This is a genomic window from Lentzea sp. NBC_00516 (genome assembly GCF_036346835.1).
Classification (GTDB): Bacteria; Actinomycetota; Actinomycetes; order Mycobacteriales; family Pseudonocardiaceae; genus Lentzea; species Lentzea sokolovensis.
In genome coordinates this window covers 6,274,699-6,290,705 of sequence record NZ_CP107840.1, presented here as the reverse complement: position 1 = coordinate 6,290,705, position 16,007 = coordinate 6,274,699, and the positions used below count along the sequence as shown (strand labels likewise).

The window sequence follows — 16,007 nt, the reverse complement described above, 5'->3', positions numbered from 1 at the left end:
TCTGGTCGTACGTGTTCATGTGGGTCACCAGGTCGGGCGGGTCGTCACGCCCCCGTCGACCACGAGATTGTGCCGGTGATCCACCGCGTCAGGTTCGAAGCGAGGAACACGCGGGCGTCACCGATGTCCTCTGGCGTGCCCAGCCGCCCCAATGGCGCCGCTGCCTGCCGCTCGGCGGCGCCCTCCAGTCACTGCTTGAAGCAGCCGGGCTGGGCGATCAGGCCGAGCGAGACGATGTTGACGCGAATGCCGCGCGGACCGCGCTCAACGCCGGCGCGCGCGTGCATGATCAGTGCGGCCTTGGAAGCGGCGTAGTGGGCGTGGCCCGGCGCCGGGTGTCCGTCCTCGATCGACGCGATGCGTGTGACCGAACCACCAACAGGCAGATGCTCCACGGCCGCCTGAGTCGCGGTGAATGCGGCCAGATTGATGTTGACGGCCAGCGAGGCCGCGCCCTTGCCCACCGGCTTGGCCCACCTGGCGGAACAGGGCTTCGGCAGCGGCGAGGACTCCGGTCGCGGTGCCAGTCCAGACAGCGCGGCGAAGGCTCTCGTCGTAGTGCTCGATACGCAGGACCACAGGATCCAGAGCGAAACGTCGCGACGCTTCATCGGGCATCACCGCTACGGCGCCGACGGCAATGTGTGATCGGAACAATGCCGGATATCTGCAGTTCACGACAGGTGCGCGTAGGGAGAGAATGGTGCGTACCGTGTCGGGGCACCAACAGCATCCGCGCCTGGATCTGGTGCCTGATCAGGCTTTTCATGCGTTCCTAGTGCTGTTTCGCACTGGCCTGAACGATGCCTGCCCCCTCTGAACGGTGTTCAGAGGGGGCAGAGAGTAATCGCTAGTTGATCTTGGTCAGCGTTCAGGTGGACGCCGAGCTGAGTGAGCGCCGTGTCGAAGGTGTTTCCTTGGTGACGACACCCTGCTCGTCAGGTCAGTTCTTCTTCACCTGGTTGAGCCGCGTGATCACGGCCCCGCCGTCCTGCATCCCGAACGAGTTGCAGGCGGTGTCCCACGGGAAGCGGCTGCACGCGTTGGTCTGCACGACGACGTCCTGCTCGCTGTTCCACCCGCTGCCGATGATCTTGGCGTTCTTCCAGGCGTTGGTGACCGGGTTGTAGCTGTACCAGAGCAGGTTTCCGTTGTTCTGGTTCACGGCGTAGAACGTCTCGCCGCCGGCCGAGCTGAAGTTCTTCAGGTTCTGCCATCCCGTCGTGACGGGGGAGGCGGGCGTGACCCACGTCGCGGTCGGGCCCGACCAGAAGTTGATGTAGTAGCGGTACATCGCGCCGGCCGCGTTGCGCGCGTAGACGACGCCACGGCTCGTTGCGACGATCGCGTTGTACTGGGTCAGGCCCGTGGCCAGCAGTGCGCCCTGCACCGCCCACTGCTGGGTGGTGAAGTTGAAGTAGTGCGCCTTGAGGTTGCCGGCCGCGTCGAGGGTGTAGATGACGCCGTCCTCGTCCACCGAGATCCGGTAGCGGGTGTTCGCCGCGGTGTAGGACCAGCCCTGGCCGAGCACGAGGTACTCGTTGCCGTTGAAGCTGTCCCACGTGGTTCCGTTGTAGTGCAACAGTCTCAGCTCACCGCCGGTGGTGATGCTGAACGTCCAGCCGCTCGGGCCGGCGAGCACGCGGCCCTGCCAGCCCGCACCGATCTGGTAGCTCTCGCCCCAGACGAAGGTGCCGGTGGCCGGCGTCGAGTGTTCGAACAGGTACAGGTCGCCGGCCGTGTCGCACGGATAGACCGGAGCGAGGCCGTAGCGGGCCGACAACGTGGTGCTGGGTCCTGGCATGTCTCACTCCACCCCTCAGAGGTTCAGCATGGCGGTGCAGGCGTCGAGAACCAGACGCTCGGTTGTTCCCGGTCCGGCGGCGCCGCTCGGGGAGAACTTCAGCGGTGCGGGCCAGGCGTAGAACGTCGTCCACGAGCCGGGGCCCGACAGCTGGTCTTCGTCGGTCCAGCCGGCCTCGTAGCCGAAGTGCTTCGCCTCGCCTGCCTGCAGGACGCCGTTGGCCGCGACGTAGCCCTCGGTCTCGTTGGCGTAGGCCATGATCCACAGCCAGCCCGGGGTCTGGCTCTGCAGCGTCACCTCGTACTGCGAGAGGACCTCGTGCGACATCGCGAGGATGTTCAGGCCGCCCAGGTTCCAGCGCTGGATGGGCATCGGGAACACCTTGGGCAGGCCGTCGCCGGCGATCTGCTCGATCATCACCTCGGCGTGCCGGTACGCGAAGTCGTCCGGCGGGAACGTGTCGAGCCTGTCGTTGTAGGAGTTGCGGGCACGGATCACCGCGGCCGGGTCGCCGAAGTCGACGGACAGCGGGATCTGGATCTCGTTGTAGTACGTGGCGACCGGGCCGGTGACCGCGTTCCAGCCGCCCGAGTTCACCATCGACACGACCGCGTTGCCGAGCGTGGTGCCGAGGCTCGTGACCTGGCCTGGGGAGTGCGGGTCGTTCGGTTCCTGGTCGCCGGCGGCGCCCTGGAAGAACAACGCCTGCACGCCCAGCGCGTTGCTGATCACGTCGGTGGCGGCACCGGGGTAGTCGCTGCAGAAGATCCTGTCGTTGCCGCGCGACACGGCGTGGCAGGCGTATCCGAAAAGGACGGTGTGCAGGCCGTTGTCGCTGACACGACGGGCGATCAGCGCCTGGATCGTGGTGAGGACGTTGGGTTCCTCCGCACGGTTGTAGCCGATCGTCGTGTTGCCTTCCTTGTACCACAAGGTGACCGGCGTGCGAGCCATCGCGACTGTCTGCTGCACGAGGGCGATCATCTGGTTGATGAACACCGTGGTCGTGCTCTCGATCGCGCTGATGTCCGCGGCCGAGAGGTCCATCATCACGTACGGGCTGGGGCGCGTCGTGCCGATCATCGGGCCGGAGTGCGTGTGGCTGCAGATGATCAGGAACCGGCCGTTGTCGTTGCCCACCAACGACAACACTGCGGCGCGGATCGCCTGGTGGACGTAGCGCGGGATGCTCACGACGTCGACGCGGAGCATCACCTTGGGGCCGGCGCCGTCGTCGATCACGACGCACTGCGCGCGCAGCCTGCGGTCGGTCACGCCCTGGTTGCCGCGGGGTGCGCCGCAGTAGCCGCCCATCCAGAGGCTGGGGTAGGTCGGCCACGAAGGGGTGTAGTCCAAGGTCTTGACGGACATGGAGAAAGGCATCTCGGGTTCCCTCCGGCGCTCAGGCGGTCTCGACGAACGCGACGCAGGTCGGCGTGTTCGAGTTGGGTGTCGACAATGAGCTGTCCGGCTTGCCGGTCGAGGAGTCCGCGGACGTGATCTTGCGGTTCTTCTTGTCCAGAACGAACGCGCGGCCACCGTCCTTGCTCATCGTCAGAGGACCGTTCGCCTTGCCGTTGCCTTCCTTGGTCCTGACCTTGTTGGAGTTGATGTTCACCGTCACCAGCTGGGAGTCGGTGTTGCGGCCCGTGTAGAGGCTCACGACCGCGAACGTCCCGTTCGGGTGCACGGCCAGACCGCAGGGCACGCCTTCGAGCTCGGTCGAACCGGACTTCCCGCCGCGCAGGTCGAACGTGATCAGCTCACGCGACGACGCCACGTACAGGTTCTTGCCCTTGGGGTCGATGGCGAGCTGCATCGGCGACTTCTCGGTCTTGAACGAGCCCGACACGGCGTTCTTCGCGGTGTCGATGATCGTGATGCCCTTGGCCCGCTCGTCCCCGACGAAAAGCTGCTTGCCGTCCGGCGTCAGCGCCAGCGTGTGCGGCAGCAGACCTGCCTTGATCAGCGCGCGCACCTCGCCGGTCGCCGTGTCCACGACGGCCACGTGTCCGCGGGAGCCCCCGCCACCGCTGGACCCGGTAGCCACGTAGACGGTCCTGCCGTCCGGCGAGACGATCAGTTCGTTGACGAACCCGCCGACCGCGACCTCACCGGTCACCCGGCCGCCGTCCACGTCCACGACGCTCAGTCCCGGCCCGAAGACCGTCCCCACGTAAGCGCGCAGACCGTCGGGCGAGCCCGCGATCCCGTTCGGCTGGCCGTTGACGGCGACGATGGTCTGCTCGCCGGTCAGGCTCGGGTCGGCCAGCTGCAGGATCCCGTTGCCGAGCGGATCCACGCTGCCGATCAGAAGTTTCTTGCGGCCGGCCGCGGGCGCCGCGTTGGCGGCTCCGGCGAACAGGCTGTTGCCGACAACGCCCACCGCGACGCCACCGAGTGCGGCGGCGAACAGCGTGCGGCGGGAAATCGGTCGGAACTCAGGCGTTTCAGATGGCATGTCGTCCGTCCCCCTCTGGTCCAGTGCGACTGGTTGAGGTTTCGACGAATAGGACGTGCCTGTTATCACTCTGGGTAGGCAAATTTTGACATGTGACCGAGTTGAGACATTTCATAGCCGATGGATACGGACCGTGCGCGCTGAGTTACCCATCGCTTTTGACCTGGTTTTTTATTGCCTATCGATGAACTCTTCCGGTGGGGTCTTTGTGCCCTGTCGGTCCTGTACGAACTGGTGTAAAACCGCGCGTGATTACTTACTGTCATGCCAAGGTGACTGAGTTCACCAGGTGGGCCGGGCGGTCACTCCTCCGTCGACCACGAGATCGTGGCCGGTGATCCACTTCGCCAGGTCGCTGGCCAGGAACACGCACGCGTCGCCGACGTCCTCCGGTGTGCCGAGACGGGTGAGCGGTGCCGCCGCACGCCACCGTGCAACGCCCTCCGGCCACTGCTCCTCGATGCCCGGCCGCGCGATCAGGCCAGGCGAGACCGTGTTGACCCGGATGCCCCGCGGCCCGTACTCCAGCGCGGCCGCTCGCGCGTGCATGATCAGACCGGCCTTCGAAGCCGCGTAGTGGGCGTGGCCGGGGGCAGGGTGAGTGCCCTCGATCGACGCGATGTGCGTGACGGAGCCGCCGGCCGGGAGGTGCGCGACGGCGGCCTGGGTGACGGCGAACGGGGCCGTCAGGTTGACGTCCACGACGAACCGCCATTGCTCGGGCGTCATGTCCGGCAACGGTTCCACGGGTTGGACGCCGGCGTTGTTGACCACCGCGTCCAGCCTGCGGTGCTGAGCGAAGGCGTCGTCGACCACGCGCTGGGCCGACGTGCGCAGGTCGCCGTCCTCGACGCCCCGGTGGCGGACGACGCGGGCGCCCGCGTCCTCGAACCGGAGAGCGATGCCGTTGCCGATGGGGCCGCCGGTGCCGGTGACGAGCACGACCTTGCCGCTGAGATCGATCACGAGACGATGCCTTCCATTCGTTCGGCCAGCCAGCCGACGATCTCACCCCGGCCGGCGACGAAGCCGTTCGTGCCGATCTCGCGGAACTCGCCGCCCGCCTCGCGGACCAGCACCGCGCCCGCCGCGACGTCCCACGGGTGGATGCCGATGTTCGCCGCCGCGTCCGCCCTGCCCGTCGCGACCCACGCGAGCGACAGGGCCGTCGAGTAGACGCGGCGCACGTCCGCGACAGCCAGAAGATCGCTCAGGAGTTCCATCTCGCCCTGGTACGGGCTGCCGGGCAACGGGATGTCGGTCAGCACGAGCGGCCGCGGGCTCGTGCCAGGCGGGATCGTGAGGCCCGTGGAGGTGACGCGGAACGGGACGCCGACGGCCGCCGTGAACAGCTCGTCGCGGAACGGGTCGAGCACGCAGCCCGCGACCAGCGAGCCCTCGACGGCCGCCGCGACCGAGATGCACGACAACGGGATGCCGCGCACGAAGTTCCGCGTGCCGTCGATCGGGTCGACGTACCAGGTGAGCGGGGCGGACGAGCTGCCCAGCTCCTCGCCGACCACGGCCGAACCGGGAGCACCGGAGACCAGGGCGGCCCGCAGGAACGCCTCCACCTCCAGATCGGCCGTGCTGACCTGGTCGAAAGTGCCCTTCGACGACACGTCGACGCGCATGTCGCGCAGCAGCTTGGCGGCGTCCACGCAGGACTGCGCGGCCAACGCGAGGAGTTCCCCAGGAGTCACGAGGCCCATTGTGATCGGTCACAAACACGACCGGATGACTCTGGGCAACGTCCCACCCGCACCAGTGACCTGAACCACCACGATGAGCAGACCTGACAACGGCGTTGGAGGATCGGAATGCGAATCGTGGCCGGGTTGGCTGTCGTGGCGATGTTGGTCGCCGGAACAAGTACCGCGCAGGCGGACACCCTCGACTACGTGGCCCTGGGCGACTCGGCGGCGGCCGGTCCGCTGATCCCGAACCAGGACCCGGCGCTGTGGTGCCTGCGCAGCGATCGGAACTACCCGCGGATCGCCGCGAAGCTGCTCGGCGCGAAGCTCACCGACGTCACGTGCTCCGGTGCGAAGACCGACGACTTCGCGGGCCGCCAGTTCGGGTTCGTCGCACCGCAGTACGACGCGCTCAAGCCCACCACCGACCTGGTGTCGATCACGATCGGCGGCAACGACGTCGGCCTCGTGCAGACCGCGCTGGGCTGCATCAACCTGCTCCCGGAACCTGTGGGTCTGTCCTGCAGGGATCGGCTGACGGCAGGCGGGGACCAGGTCGCGGCGGCCATCGCCGAGTGGGCGCCCGAGTTCGGCACCGCCCTCGACGAGGTCAAGCGCCGGGCACCGCACGCGAAGATCCTCGTCACCGGCTACGGCACCTACATCCGTCCAGGAGGCTGCTACCCGGTCCAGCCGATCTGGGCGCGCGACAGCGACTACCTGCAGGCCTCGGTGAACCTGCTCAGCACCACCGCCAAGGCCGAGGCGGAGAAGCGCGGCGCGACCTACGTGGACCTCGCGGCGGTCAGCGTCGGCCACGACACGTGCGCCAAGCCCGCGGACCGCTACCTGGAGGGCCTGATCCCGACGACGATCGCGGCGCCGCTGCACCCGAACGCGGCCGGCATGAAGGCCTTCGGCACCGCGGTGGCGAAGGCAACTGATCTTGTCGGACCCGCTGCGTAGGTTGTGACGCAGGGGTTCCCAGCCAGGGGGTACCCCTGCGTCAGCGCGCCCTCCGCGCCGCCAGCGCCGCCGCGAGCAGCGTGACGTGCTCGATCCGCGTCGGATCCAGCCCGGTCAGCTCCGCGACCCGCCGCAACCGGTAGTCCACGGTGTTCGGATGCACGTGCAGTTCCGAAGCGGCGGGTCGCCGCGACCCGCGCCGCAGATAGACCTCCAGCGTCTGCACGAGTTCCTCGGTCAGCGGCCCGACGATCGCCGCCAACGGTCCGAGGGCCGCGCTCGGCCGGGACAGCTGGTACTCCAGCAACACGTCGGCGAGCCGGTAGAGCCCCGGACCCGACCGCGCCGCGACGGCCAGGACCTCGCGCGCCAGGACCGCGGCGGCCGCGACCTCGGAGGGTGAGGCCGCGACCGCCGCCACCGTCACCGGGGTCCCCGCCGAACGCGTCACGTCCGCGACGATCCGTTCCAGCGGCGGGTCCTCACCCGGCAGCAACGCGAGACCGCCATCGGGCGTGAGCGACGACAGCACCGGTTCGCGGCTGTGCCGTTCCAGCTCGGTCCGCAGGCGGCGCAGCTTCCGCCGCCCGGCGACCGCCGCGTCCACCCCGTCCAGCAGCTCGTCCGGATGCGGCGGTATGTGCAGCGCCAGCACGACGTACGGCCCTGACGCCTCAACGGTTCCGGAGAGCAGACCGGTCAGCAGCGTGGCACGCGCCGAGCGTTCGTCGTCGAACATCGTCTGCCGCTCGTCGAGGTACCCGGCGCTCACCACGGGCGTCACGAGCTGCAAGTACCGCAGCGCCAACGCGTTCAGCGCGAGCACGTCCGCGACCTCCTCGGGCAGGGCCTCGGGCACCAGCGTCTCCCACACGACCTGGATGCCCACGTGGTACGCCGTGAGCACCACGTCGATCGGCACGCCCTCCTCGGCCCGCCGTGCCGCCGACTCGCGCAGGAACCGCAGTTCGTCGGCCGAGGGCAACTCACCGGTGGCGAGCACGGCCGCGAACGCGCGCAGGGCGTGCTCGGTGACGCGGAAGATGTCGCCGTCGAGCTCCTCCGCGGGCAGCTGTGCGTACGCGGGCACGCGCTCCACCAGCGACGCGACCACCTGCCGCACGAACGACGGCATCTCCGCGACGAGTCGCGCTGCCAGCGGCCGGCCACCGATCACGTAGGACATCCGGTGATTGTGGCCGATCTACAGCTCGATCACCGTGCCGTCCAACGGAACCTCGACACCGGCCTCGCGGACCTTCGAGAACTCCGGGGACGACGGGTCGAGCACCGGGTTGGTGTTGTTGAGGTGCGTGTAGATGCGCCGCACGGACGGGAATCGCCGCAGCTCAGGCAGGCTCGCGGACATCGGCAGATGACCCATCGCGGCCTGACCGGACGAGCTGCCGGTCGCCGACCCCATCTCCGAGGCCGCGTAGAACGTGCCGTCCAGCAGCACGCAGTCGGCGCCGGCCACCACCTCGTCGAAACCGGAGGGCCACGACGCCAGGCAGGGCGCGTAGACCAGCACACCGCCGGAAACCTCGTCCTCGAACCGGTAAGCGATCACCCAATGCCCGTCCACAGTGGACGACCGGGCGTACTTCGGTCGCTTGCCGCTGATCGGGATCGCCGACACGCGCACCCCGCCGAGCGAGAACGACTGGTCGGCCTCGACCTGACGCCACGCCACCGGCGCGTAGCCGTCGATCACCGTGCGCAGGTCGAACTGGTCCTGCAACGCGTGCAGCACCGGGCCGGGAGCCCACACCGTCAGGCCCGCGCCCCCGCGCAACGTCAGCAGCCCGAGAGTGTGGTCGAGCTCCGCGTCGGTGAACAGGGCACCTCGCAACGGGGTGTCGCGCGCGCCAGGTCCGGGGTTCAGGAACGCGCACGCGGCGATCTGCGTCCGGATGTCCGGAGAAGCGTTGACCAGCCACCAGTCCGTGCCGTCGCCGCTGATCGCCAGGCAGTCCTGGGATCGCGACGGCAACGAGCCGGAACGAGCCCGCACGCACAACGCGCAGGCGCAGTTCCACTGCGGGAAACCGCCACCCGCCGTCGTGCCGAGCAGAACCGCCTTCACCGCATCTTCCTCATCGCCATCGCGGGCACCTCGGCCGGCGCCATCTCGGTCTCCAGGATCAGGTCCACAGTGGACCGTGCGGGCGACAGGGAACACACGGGATCGGTCGCGGCGGCGTCACCGGTCAGCTGGAACGCCTGACACCGGCACCCGCCGAAGTCGATCTCCTTGCGCGGGCACGAGCGGCAGGGGTCCTGCATCCACTCGAACCCGCGGAAGGCGTTGAACGACGGCGAGTCGTGCCAGATGTCGTGCAACGAGGAGTCGCGCACGTTCTCGATCGTCAGCGACGAGATCACCGTGGCGGCGGGACAGGGGAGCACGTCGCCGTTCGGTGCCACCGTCAGCTGCCGTGCTCCCCACCCGTACATGCAGGGTTTCGGGTGGGCCTCGTGGTAGTCCGCGATGACGTAGACGATCTCCATCCGTCCGCGCAGACGTTCCTGCGCCGCGGCCACGATCGGGTCGGCGACGGCGAGCTGTTCGCGAGTGGGCAGCAGCACCGCGCGGTTGCGCAGCGCCCAGCCGTAGTACTGGGTGTTGGCGAGCTCCAGGCGTTCGGCGCCCATCTGTTCCGCCATCGCGATGATGCCGGCGATGTTGTCGAGGTTCTGCCGGTGCAGCACGGTGTTGACCGTCAGCGGCAGGCCCTCGTCGAGAACGTGGGCCGCGGCCTCGATCTTCCGGTCGAACGCCTTGATGCCCGCGATCCTGTCGTTGCCCTCCTTCGTCGCGTCCTGCAGGGAGAGCTGCACGTGATCGACGCCGAGAGAAGCCAGTTCCCGCAACCGGTCGCGCGAGAGACCGACTCCCGACGTGACGAGGTTGACGTAGCAGCCGAGGCTGTTCGCGTGCGCCACCAACTCAGGAAGGTCCGGCCGCAGCAACGGTTCGCCGCCGGACAGGTGGATCTGCAGGCAGCCCAGCGACCGGGCCTGGTCGAACACCCGCCGCCAGTCCTCGGTCGACAGCTCGGCGTCGCGTCGCACCAGCTCCAGCGGGTTCGAGCAGTAACCGCACTGCAACGGGCACCGGTGCGTCAGCTCGGCCAGCAGGCCGAAAGGAGCCTCAGCCATCGACGTCCACCACCCTTCGTTCGACCATGCGGGCGACCAGCGAAGCGATGTCCTCGGGCTCGACACCGTCGTACTCGTCCGCCAGCACGACGGCGATGTCCCCAACCGAACGGACGCCATCACACAGCGCCACAACGGAAGCCGCGGTCTCGTTCAGCACCAGAACGCCCTCGGGGAACAGCACGACGTGCGCCTCCCGGATCTGGTCGTAGGTGCACTTCACACCACGCCGGATCCGCGGCACCGCGTCCAGCGCGACGGCGGTCGTCACGGCCTGCCCTTGCCCGAGTAGTAGTCGACGGCGTCCAGCACGGCCCGCAGCACGTCGCACTTGAACGACAGCGCGTCGACGGCGGCCAGCTGTTGTTCGCGGGTCAGTGAATGAGTGACCACGATGTCCACAGTGGCCTTTCCTTCCCCTGCGACAGCCTGGATGCGGTTGGTGAAGTACGCGAAACCCTCCTCGGCGATCCACGGGTACTGCTCCCGCAACGCCGCCAAACGCTTGCGCATCAACGCGCCCGAGAACATCTCGGTGAGGCCGGAGGCGATGGCCTCGACCCACGGCTTGGTGCGCGCGAAGTTCACGTAGGCGTCGACGGCGAAACGCGTGCCGGGCAGCACATGGCGTTCGTCGAGCACCTCTTCCCGCGTCAACCCCACGGCTTCCGCGAGGCGGATCCAGTTCTCCGCGCCGCCCTCACCCGGCTGCGTGCCGTCGTGCCAGACGATCCGCTCCCGCCACTGGCGGCGAATTTCCGGCGACGGGCAGTTCGAGAGGATCGCCGCGTCCTTCTGCGCGATGCAGCGCTGGTAGTACCACCGGTTCGCGGCCCAGGCCTGCAGCTCGTGCTTGCTCAGCTGACCGGCGTGCATGCGCAGGTGGAACGGATGGCTGTCCCAGTACCGGGGTGCGAGGGCGCGCAGCTCGGCGACGAACTCCGCGGGAGAGACGGCAGTCATGGTCGGAAACTCCTCGGTCTACCACGAACGACGCGCGGGAGCCGGGGTTCCCGGCGCTGGCTGAGGAACCCCGGCGCGAAGCCTGACGTCAGCTGCGAGCCGCGTAGGCGGTGACCTCCATCGGCGTCTCGAAGTCGCGGAAGTCCGGCTTGACCCACTCGCGCTTGACCTCGGGAAGTGTGGTCTCGGTGGTGGTGACGGCAACGTTCATGGCGCAACTCCTCGGGTGTCCTGCCTGCAAGCCCGGCGTGGGCGAGCAAGCGCTTTCCGTGGGGGCGCGGCGGCTGACCACACGGTAGGTGGTCAGGCCAGGCACGGTCTAGACCGTACATAAAGTTCCCTGAAGTCATCGGGTGGATCACGGCGTTTCGCCTGCTCAGAAGCGATACATGTTCCGGAACATCGGGTCACCGTTGCGGGTGCCTGCGATCTGTGATTGCGTAAATACGCCCTGCAACACCGCCGCCGCCCTAATCCACGAGCGGACCCGAAGGAGAGCACATGCGTGCTCGTCGTATCGCAGCCGTGGCGGCCTGCACTGCCGTGGCCGCGTCCCTCTGCGTGATGCCCGCCTCTGCCCAGGACGATCCCTCTGTCCTGGCCGAACGGACACTCGCCACGAAGCTGGACATCCCGTGGGACATCGAGTTCCTGCCGGACGGCAGTGGCATCTTCACCGAGCGGGACACCAGGAAGATCAAGAAGATCTCGGGCACGACCGTGACCGAACTGGACACGGTGGAACAGGCCCAGACGACCGGCGGTGAGGGCGGACTGCTCGGCCTCGCCGTGTCGAAGAGCTTCGCGACCGACAACTCGGTCTTCATCTACTACTCGACGGCGAGCGACAACCGCGTCGCCAAGCTGCAGCTCGGCGGCACACCGCAGCCGATCGTGACCGGAATCCCCAAGAACCGCTACCACAACGGCGGCGGCCTCGAATGGGGTCCGGACGGTTTCCTGTGGGCCACCACGGGCGACGGCCAGAACACCGCCAACGCGCAGAACTGGAACTCGTTGGGCGGCAAGGTTCTCCGCTTCGACACCGCGGGCAAGCCCGCTGCCGGCAACCCTCGCGCCGGCAGCGTGGTCTACTCGATCGGCCATCGCAACGTCCAGGGCATCACCTGGATCGGGAACACCGCGTACGCCACGGAGTTCGGCAACAACACGACCGACGAGATCAACCGGATCGAGGCCGGCAAGAACTACGGCTGGCCGACGTGTGAGGGCAACTGCAACACCGCGGGCATGACCAACCCGGTCAAGACGTGGTCCACCAGCCAGGCCGGTCCGACCGGCATCGCCTACTACAAGAACGCCCTGTACGTCGGCGCGGTCACCGGCAAGCGCGTGTGGAAGATCCCGGTCAACGGCACCACGCTCGGCACTCCGCAGGCGGTGTTCACGAGCTACGGCCGGGTGCGCGCGGTGGCTCCGGCACCGGACGGCACGTTGTGGCTGGGAACGTCCAATCAGGACGCGAACGGCTCACCGGGCGCGAACGACGACCGGATCATCTCCACCGACGGCTAGTTGCGGGCAGCGGGCATCCGGCGGAGCTGGTCCAGCACCGCCGGATCCTGCAGCTGCATCCACTGGATCACCTCGGTGTAGGTGGCGCACACCGTCTCCGGCTTGTCGCACACGAACTCCATGAACTGCTCCATCGCCGTCGAGAACGCGTTGCCGTTCCACTCGTTGAAGTGGTTGCCGACGACGATCGGCGCGCGGTTGCCGTTCAACGCGGCCTGGTGCACCGACTTGTACGTGTCGAGGACGATCTGGGCGAAGTCGGCCGCGCGCTCCGGCTGTTCCTTGGCCTGGTTCAGCGAGTACCAGAGGTTGAAGTCCATCATCACGACCTGCTTGCCCAGCCCGGGAACGCGCACCTCGGGCATCGGGAACTCGTACAGTCCGTTCTGGACGGTCGGCCACTGCACGCCGAGGGCGACCTTGCTGGTGTCGTAGACGAGCCCGTGCGAGGCCATCGCGGGGAAAGCCTGGTCCCAGTTGCCTTCCAGGCACGGCGTCCGTCCACCTCGGACGGCATCGGCGGGCAGGTTGAGACCGGCTGCGCGCGACTTGTCCACGATCTGCTTGAACTGGTCGAGCTCCGCGTTCCAGGCCGCCGTGTCCCACTTGTCGACCGACGGCTGGGAGCCGTTCGAGCAGAAGTGGCCGTTGTAGTGCGTGCCGATCTCGTGGCCGTCGGCGATCACCTGGTTCAGGTAGCCGATGCGGGCGGTGATGTCCTGCCTGGTGCCGCCGAACGAGATGTCGGACAGGCCGCGCTTGAGTCCGGCGGGCGGCTGGTACTGGACGCCTTCCTGGTCCGCCAGCATGTAGACGCCGGACAGCAGGCCGGTGACGTGCGCCTTCTTGGCCTTCGCGATCGGCAGGATCTTGTCCCAGTGCTGTTTCGACACCGCTCCGTCGAAGGAGAAGAGCACGAACTGCGGGGGCTTCTCACCAGGTGCGAGCTTGTGCATCCACGACAGCTTCTGCATCTGTTCCTGGGTGGCCGCGGGCACCGTCGGCGTCGGCCCCGCGTCCTTGGGAGAGGGCAGTCTCGGTGCCATCGGCAGCGGACCGGAGTCCGCCTGAGGCGTCTGCTCCTTGTGCGACCCCAGGGTCATCACCATCACAAGAACCAGCCCCAGAGCCAGGCCCGTGGTCAACCATCCCCACCGTTTCACACCTTAGGAGACGACTGATTACCCGAACGGGTTGCGCGAGGTGCGCGATTGGTCACTGAACGGGTTCGGCGATGACCACTCGGTTCGCTTCGTACCCCTGCTGTCCGCCCACCCAGGTGCCACCGCAGGTGACCAGAACGAGCCGGTGCGGGCCACGCGGGCCGAAGAACTCGACGGCGCGCGCCGGCAGCTCTTCCTTGCGGACCGTCTCGATCTGCTTGATGCGGAACTTGAACTCCTTGCCCGCGCTGTCGGCGATCACGACCTCACGGCCGTTCTGCGCCTGCCACAGCTCCGCGAACGGGCCCTTCGCGCCCTTCCAGTCGACGTGCCCGGCCAGCACCGTCGCTCCCTCGGCACCCGCTAGCTCGGTGCCCCACCAGGTCGCCTCGCCGATGCCGTCGGGCACCGGCAGGACGCCGTCCTTGACCTCTTTGCGCACCAGCGTGGCCGAACCGCCCGAGGGCAGCCGCACGGAACCCGGACCGGCCTTGGGCGGCGCTGGCTGTTGCTGCGCGGTGGGTTCGACGGGCCTGGCGTTGGCCGTGTTCGCCCCGCCGAGCAACCCGGTGAGGTCGGGACCGCGGCCGGTGCTCAGGCTGTCCGCCACCGGTCCCGGTCCGACGACCGGGATCTCGTCCGCGACCGCGTGTCCTTTGAGGACCTCGGTCTCGGACGTGGTGACCAGCACGCTGGCGGCGGCGATGCCCGCCACCAGCGTGCCGGTCAGAAAAGCCTTGGGACTCACTGCCTGCGCCACACCAGGAAGCCTGCCAGCGCCGCGCCGAGCAGCACCAGTCCGCCCACCGTCAGCATCAGGCCCGGACGCAGCTGCGTGTCGAACGACGCGGTCGCGACCGGCGTCTGGCCGTCCGTGCCGGCGGGAATCGTGCTGGGCACGACCGGCTTGTTCGGCTTGTTCACCAGTTCGAGCGCGAGCGTCTGACCCGCCGCGACCGTGCCGCAGGAGACAGGCGGCGCCTTCGGGTCGAAGAACTCCTCGTAACCCTTGGGAGCGGCCACCTCGACGAGGCAGATCTCCTGCGGGGTGCGCAGGTCCGGCACCTCGACCGTGCCGTCGGGGCCGGTCTGCAGCACCAGCGGCTTGCCGTCCGTGCCGACCAGGTCCGTGTCGTCCTGCTTCTTCGCCGCGGCCGTCTGGTCCTTGGCCGTGACGCGCAGCGCGACGCCGGCGATGGCCTTCTTGGTCTCGGAGTCGATCTTCGTGATCTTCACGGCGCCGGGCGCGGTCTTGGCCTGGCCGTTCGCGGCGGCGTTCAGCTTCGCTTCACCGCCGGTCGTGACCATGCGCTGCATGTTGTCCGTCTGGATGGGGAAGTGCACGACCGGCTTGGGTGCCGGGGCGTCCGCCACCGCCGCGATCGCGGGCTTCGGGCCGGTCGGGATGATCTTCACGGTCGCCGCCTTGCCGTCGGCGCCCGTGGTGGCCGTGCCGCTGGTCTTGCCGTCGGCCAGCTTGGCGTCGGTCAGCGTGAAGTCGATGGGAGCGTTCGTGACGCCCTTCTCGTCGGCCTTGACCAGGGACAGGGTCCAGGTGGACTCCGTGTCGATGATCAGCGGTTCCTTCGGCGCGACGGCACTGAGCGTCCACGGACCGCGGTTGGCCGCGGCGTCGTCCTGCAGGCGCTTGACGGTGTCCATGACGGACTGCGGCAGCCGCGCGGCGTAGAAGGGAGCGTCGTAGGCGAGGAACTTCGCGTCGGTCGTGTCGAGCCGCACCGCGCCGTCCGGAACCGACGTCCAGCTGTGCAGCAGGTGCGCGAGGGCTGCGGCCTCGTCCGGCGACTTGGTCGTGGAGTAGCGCAGCAGCAGGTAGGAGATGTTCGCCGCGATCTCCGGAGCGAGCTTCTTGCCCGCCTTGGTGAGCAGCTCGTCGCCTTCCTTGTAACCGACGGTGCTGTCCGGCGCGGGCAGCGCGTACTGCACGCACCACACCTGCTTGTCCTGCCAGATGTATGACCCGTGCCACTCACTGCCCGGTGTGGCGTTGGGCTGGAGCCCTGACGCGTTGTGGCCGATGCCCTTGACGCCGACCGCTGACGCCGTCGCGGGAACGGTCAGGAGCGCGAGCCCCGAAACCATCGCCACGGCGGCCAGACGTTTCCAGCCCATGATGAATCGTGATCCCCTCTGACCTGTGTAGATCCCGCGTGCGAGCCTGTCGGTCCCCCAGACCGGGGACAAGCCGCCACGCGGAGGAAGTCTCTCGCTACTCAGCGTGTGAACGTGATTGGAAT

General features: G+C 68.2%; 16 protein-coding genes and 1 pseudogene. 2 read left to right on the top strand and 15 right to left on the bottom strand.

What is annotated here, in order from left to right; genetic code table 11:
• Nucleotides 1-44 precede the first annotated feature (44 nt).
• The 6 genes and pseudogenes from OG205_RS28300 to OG205_RS28275 all read right to left on the bottom strand — a co-directional run bounded on the left by OG205_RS28300 (nucleotide 45) and on the right by OG205_RS28275 (nucleotide 5,968).
• Nucleotides 45-611, bottom strand: a pseudogene (locus tag OG205_RS28300) (SDR family oxidoreductase).
• 332 nt (nucleotides 612-943) lie between these two features.
• Nucleotides 944-1,804 carry a tachylectin-related carbohydrate-binding protein gene (locus OG205_RS28295; RefSeq protein ID WP_330271056.1) on the bottom strand — a complete coding sequence of 287 codons (861 nt, stop codon included), beginning with the start codon at nucleotides 1,802-1,804 and terminating at the stop codon, nucleotides 944-946.
• A gap of 15 nt (nucleotides 1,805-1,819) precedes the next feature.
• Nucleotides 1,820-3,187 carry a hypothetical protein gene (locus OG205_RS28290; RefSeq protein WP_330271055.1) on the bottom strand — a complete coding sequence of 456 codons (1,368 nt, stop codon included), beginning with the start codon at nucleotides 3,185-3,187 and terminating at the stop codon, nucleotides 1,820-1,822.
• A 19-nt stretch (nucleotides 3,188-3,206) separates the two neighbouring features.
• Entirely contained in the window at nucleotides 3,207-4,265 is a 1,059-nt protein-coding gene (locus tag OG205_RS28285; protein ID WP_330271054.1) for a YncE family protein, read from the bottom strand.
• Between the two features lie 282 nt (nucleotides 4,266-4,547).
• Nucleotides 4,548-5,231 carry an SDR family NAD(P)-dependent oxidoreductase gene (locus OG205_RS28280; RefSeq protein ID WP_330271053.1) on the bottom strand — a complete coding sequence of 228 codons (684 nt, stop codon included), beginning with the start codon at nucleotides 5,229-5,231 and terminating at the stop codon, nucleotides 4,548-4,550.
• Nucleotides 5,228-5,968, bottom strand: coding sequence for an inositol monophosphatase family protein (locus tag OG205_RS28275; protein WP_330271052.1), 741 nt, complete (start codon nucleotides 5,966-5,968; stop codon nucleotides 5,228-5,230). Before OG205_RS28275 ends, OG205_RS28280 begins: the two co-directional genes overlap by 4 nt.
• Before the next feature lie 117 nt (nucleotides 5,969-6,085).
• On the opposite strand from OG205_RS28275, the gene OG205_RS28270 reads away from it, so the two are divergent.
• Nucleotides 6,086-6,925: an SGNH/GDSL hydrolase family protein gene (locus tag OG205_RS28270; RefSeq protein WP_330271051.1), complete on the top strand. Its 840-nt coding sequence runs from the start codon at nucleotides 6,086-6,088 to the stop codon at nucleotides 6,923-6,925.
• A 40-nt stretch (nucleotides 6,926-6,965) separates the two neighbouring features.
• Here OG205_RS28270 and OG205_RS28265 read toward each other — a convergent pair whose 3' ends face one another.
• From OG205_RS28265 to pqqA, 6 genes are all read right to left on the bottom strand, one after another.
• Nucleotides 6,966-8,111, bottom strand: coding sequence for a PucR family transcriptional regulator (locus tag OG205_RS28265; RefSeq protein WP_330271050.1), 1,146 nt, complete (start codon nucleotides 8,109-8,111; stop codon nucleotides 6,966-6,968).
• 18 nt (nucleotides 8,112-8,129) lie between these two features.
• Nucleotides 8,130-9,011 carry a pyrroloquinoline quinone biosynthesis protein PqqB gene (gene pqqB / locus OG205_RS28260; RefSeq protein ID WP_330271049.1) on the bottom strand — a complete coding sequence of 294 codons (882 nt, stop codon included), beginning with the start codon at nucleotides 9,009-9,011 and terminating at the stop codon, nucleotides 8,130-8,132.
• On the bottom strand, nucleotides 9,008-10,087 hold the full coding sequence (gene pqqE, locus OG205_RS28255) for a pyrroloquinoline quinone biosynthesis protein PqqE (protein WP_330271048.1): 1,080 nt from the start codon (nucleotides 10,085-10,087) through the stop codon (nucleotides 9,008-9,010). The genes pqqB and pqqE overlap by 4 nt, the downstream gene beginning before the upstream one ends.
• Nucleotides 10,080-10,358, bottom strand: a complete 279-nt coding sequence (gene pqqD / locus OG205_RS28250) for a pyrroloquinoline quinone biosynthesis peptide chaperone PqqD (RefSeq protein ID WP_319980320.1) — start codon at nucleotides 10,356-10,358, stop codon at nucleotides 10,080-10,082. The genes pqqE and pqqD overlap by 8 nt, the downstream gene beginning before the upstream one ends.
• Nucleotides 10,355-11,050, bottom strand: a complete 696-nt coding sequence (pqqC, locus tag OG205_RS28245; RefSeq protein WP_330271047.1) for a pyrroloquinoline-quinone synthase PqqC — start codon at nucleotides 11,048-11,050, stop codon at nucleotides 10,355-10,357. The genes pqqD and pqqC overlap by 4 nt, the downstream gene beginning before the upstream one ends.
• An 88-nt stretch (nucleotides 11,051-11,138) precedes the next feature.
• Entirely contained in the window at nucleotides 11,139-11,261 is a 123-nt protein-coding gene (pqqA, locus tag OG205_RS28240; protein WP_330271046.1) for a pyrroloquinoline quinone precursor peptide PqqA, read from the bottom strand.
• A 290-nt stretch (nucleotides 11,262-11,551) separates the two neighbouring features.
• Between pqqA and OG205_RS28235 the strand changes: the two genes are divergently transcribed.
• Entirely contained in the window at nucleotides 11,552-12,586 is a 1,035-nt protein-coding gene (locus OG205_RS28235) for a PQQ-dependent sugar dehydrogenase (protein WP_330271045.1), read from the top strand.
• On the opposite strand, the gene OG205_RS28230 is transcribed toward OG205_RS28235, so the two are convergent.
• From OG205_RS28230 to OG205_RS28220, 3 genes are all read right to left on the bottom strand, one after another.
• Nucleotides 12,583-13,731, bottom strand: a complete 1,149-nt coding sequence (locus OG205_RS28230; RefSeq protein ID WP_330271044.1) for a polysaccharide deacetylase — start codon at nucleotides 13,729-13,731, stop codon at nucleotides 12,583-12,585. The genes OG205_RS28235 and OG205_RS28230 overlap by 4 nt on opposite strands.
• A gap of 70 nt (nucleotides 13,732-13,801) precedes the next feature.
• The gene (locus tag OG205_RS28225; protein WP_330271043.1) at nucleotides 13,802-14,509 is read right to left on the bottom strand and encodes a class F sortase; all 708 of its coding nucleotides are present in this window, start codon (nucleotides 14,507-14,509) and stop codon (nucleotides 13,802-13,804) included.
• Nucleotides 14,494-15,882 (bottom strand): MSCRAMM family protein, encoded by a 1,389-nt coding sequence (locus OG205_RS28220; RefSeq protein WP_330271042.1) that lies wholly within the window; start codon nucleotides 15,880-15,882, stop codon nucleotides 14,494-14,496. Before OG205_RS28220 ends, OG205_RS28225 begins: the two co-directional genes overlap by 16 nt.
• Nucleotides 15,883-16,007: the final 125 nt, after the last annotated feature.

What these genes read in the sequence shown, in the direction of transcription:
- OG205_RS28295 (WP_330271056.1), bottom strand. Translation starts at nt 1,804, where the DNA reads ATGCCAGGACCCAGCACCACGTTGTCGGCCCGCTACGGCCTCGCTCCG.
- pqqC (WP_330271047.1), bottom strand. Translation starts at nt 11,050, where the DNA reads ATGACTGCCGTCTCTCCCGCGGAGTTCGTCGCCGAGCTGCGCGCCCTC.
- pqqE (WP_330271048.1), bottom strand. Translation starts at nt 10,087, where the DNA reads ATGGCTGAGGCTCCTTTCGGCCTGCTGGCCGAGCTGACGCACCGGTGC.
- OG205_RS28290 (WP_330271055.1), bottom strand. Translation starts at nt 3,187, where the DNA reads ATGCCTTTCTCCATGTCCGTCAAGACCTTGGACTACACCCCTTCGTGG.
- OG205_RS28220 (WP_330271042.1), bottom strand. Translation starts at nt 15,882, where the DNA reads ATGGGCTGGAAACGTCTGGCCGCCGTGGCGATGGTTTCGGGGCTCGCG.
- OG205_RS28265 (WP_330271050.1), bottom strand. Translation starts at nt 8,111, where the DNA reads ATGTCCTACGTGATCGGTGGCCGGCCGCTGGCAGCGCGACTCGTCGCG.
- OG205_RS28235 (WP_330271045.1), top strand. Translation starts at nt 11,552, where the DNA reads ATGCGTGCTCGTCGTATCGCAGCCGTGGCGGCCTGCACTGCCGTGGCC.
- OG205_RS28270 (WP_330271051.1), top strand. Translation starts at nt 6,086, where the DNA reads ATGCGAATCGTGGCCGGGTTGGCTGTCGTGGCGATGTTGGTCGCCGGA.
- pqqA (WP_330271046.1), bottom strand. Translation starts at nt 11,261, where the DNA reads ATGAACGTTGCCGTCACCACCACCGAGACCACACTTCCCGAGGTCAAG.
- OG205_RS28285 (WP_330271054.1), bottom strand. Translation starts at nt 4,265, where the DNA reads ATGCCATCTGAAACGCCTGAGTTCCGACCGATTTCCCGCCGCACGCTG.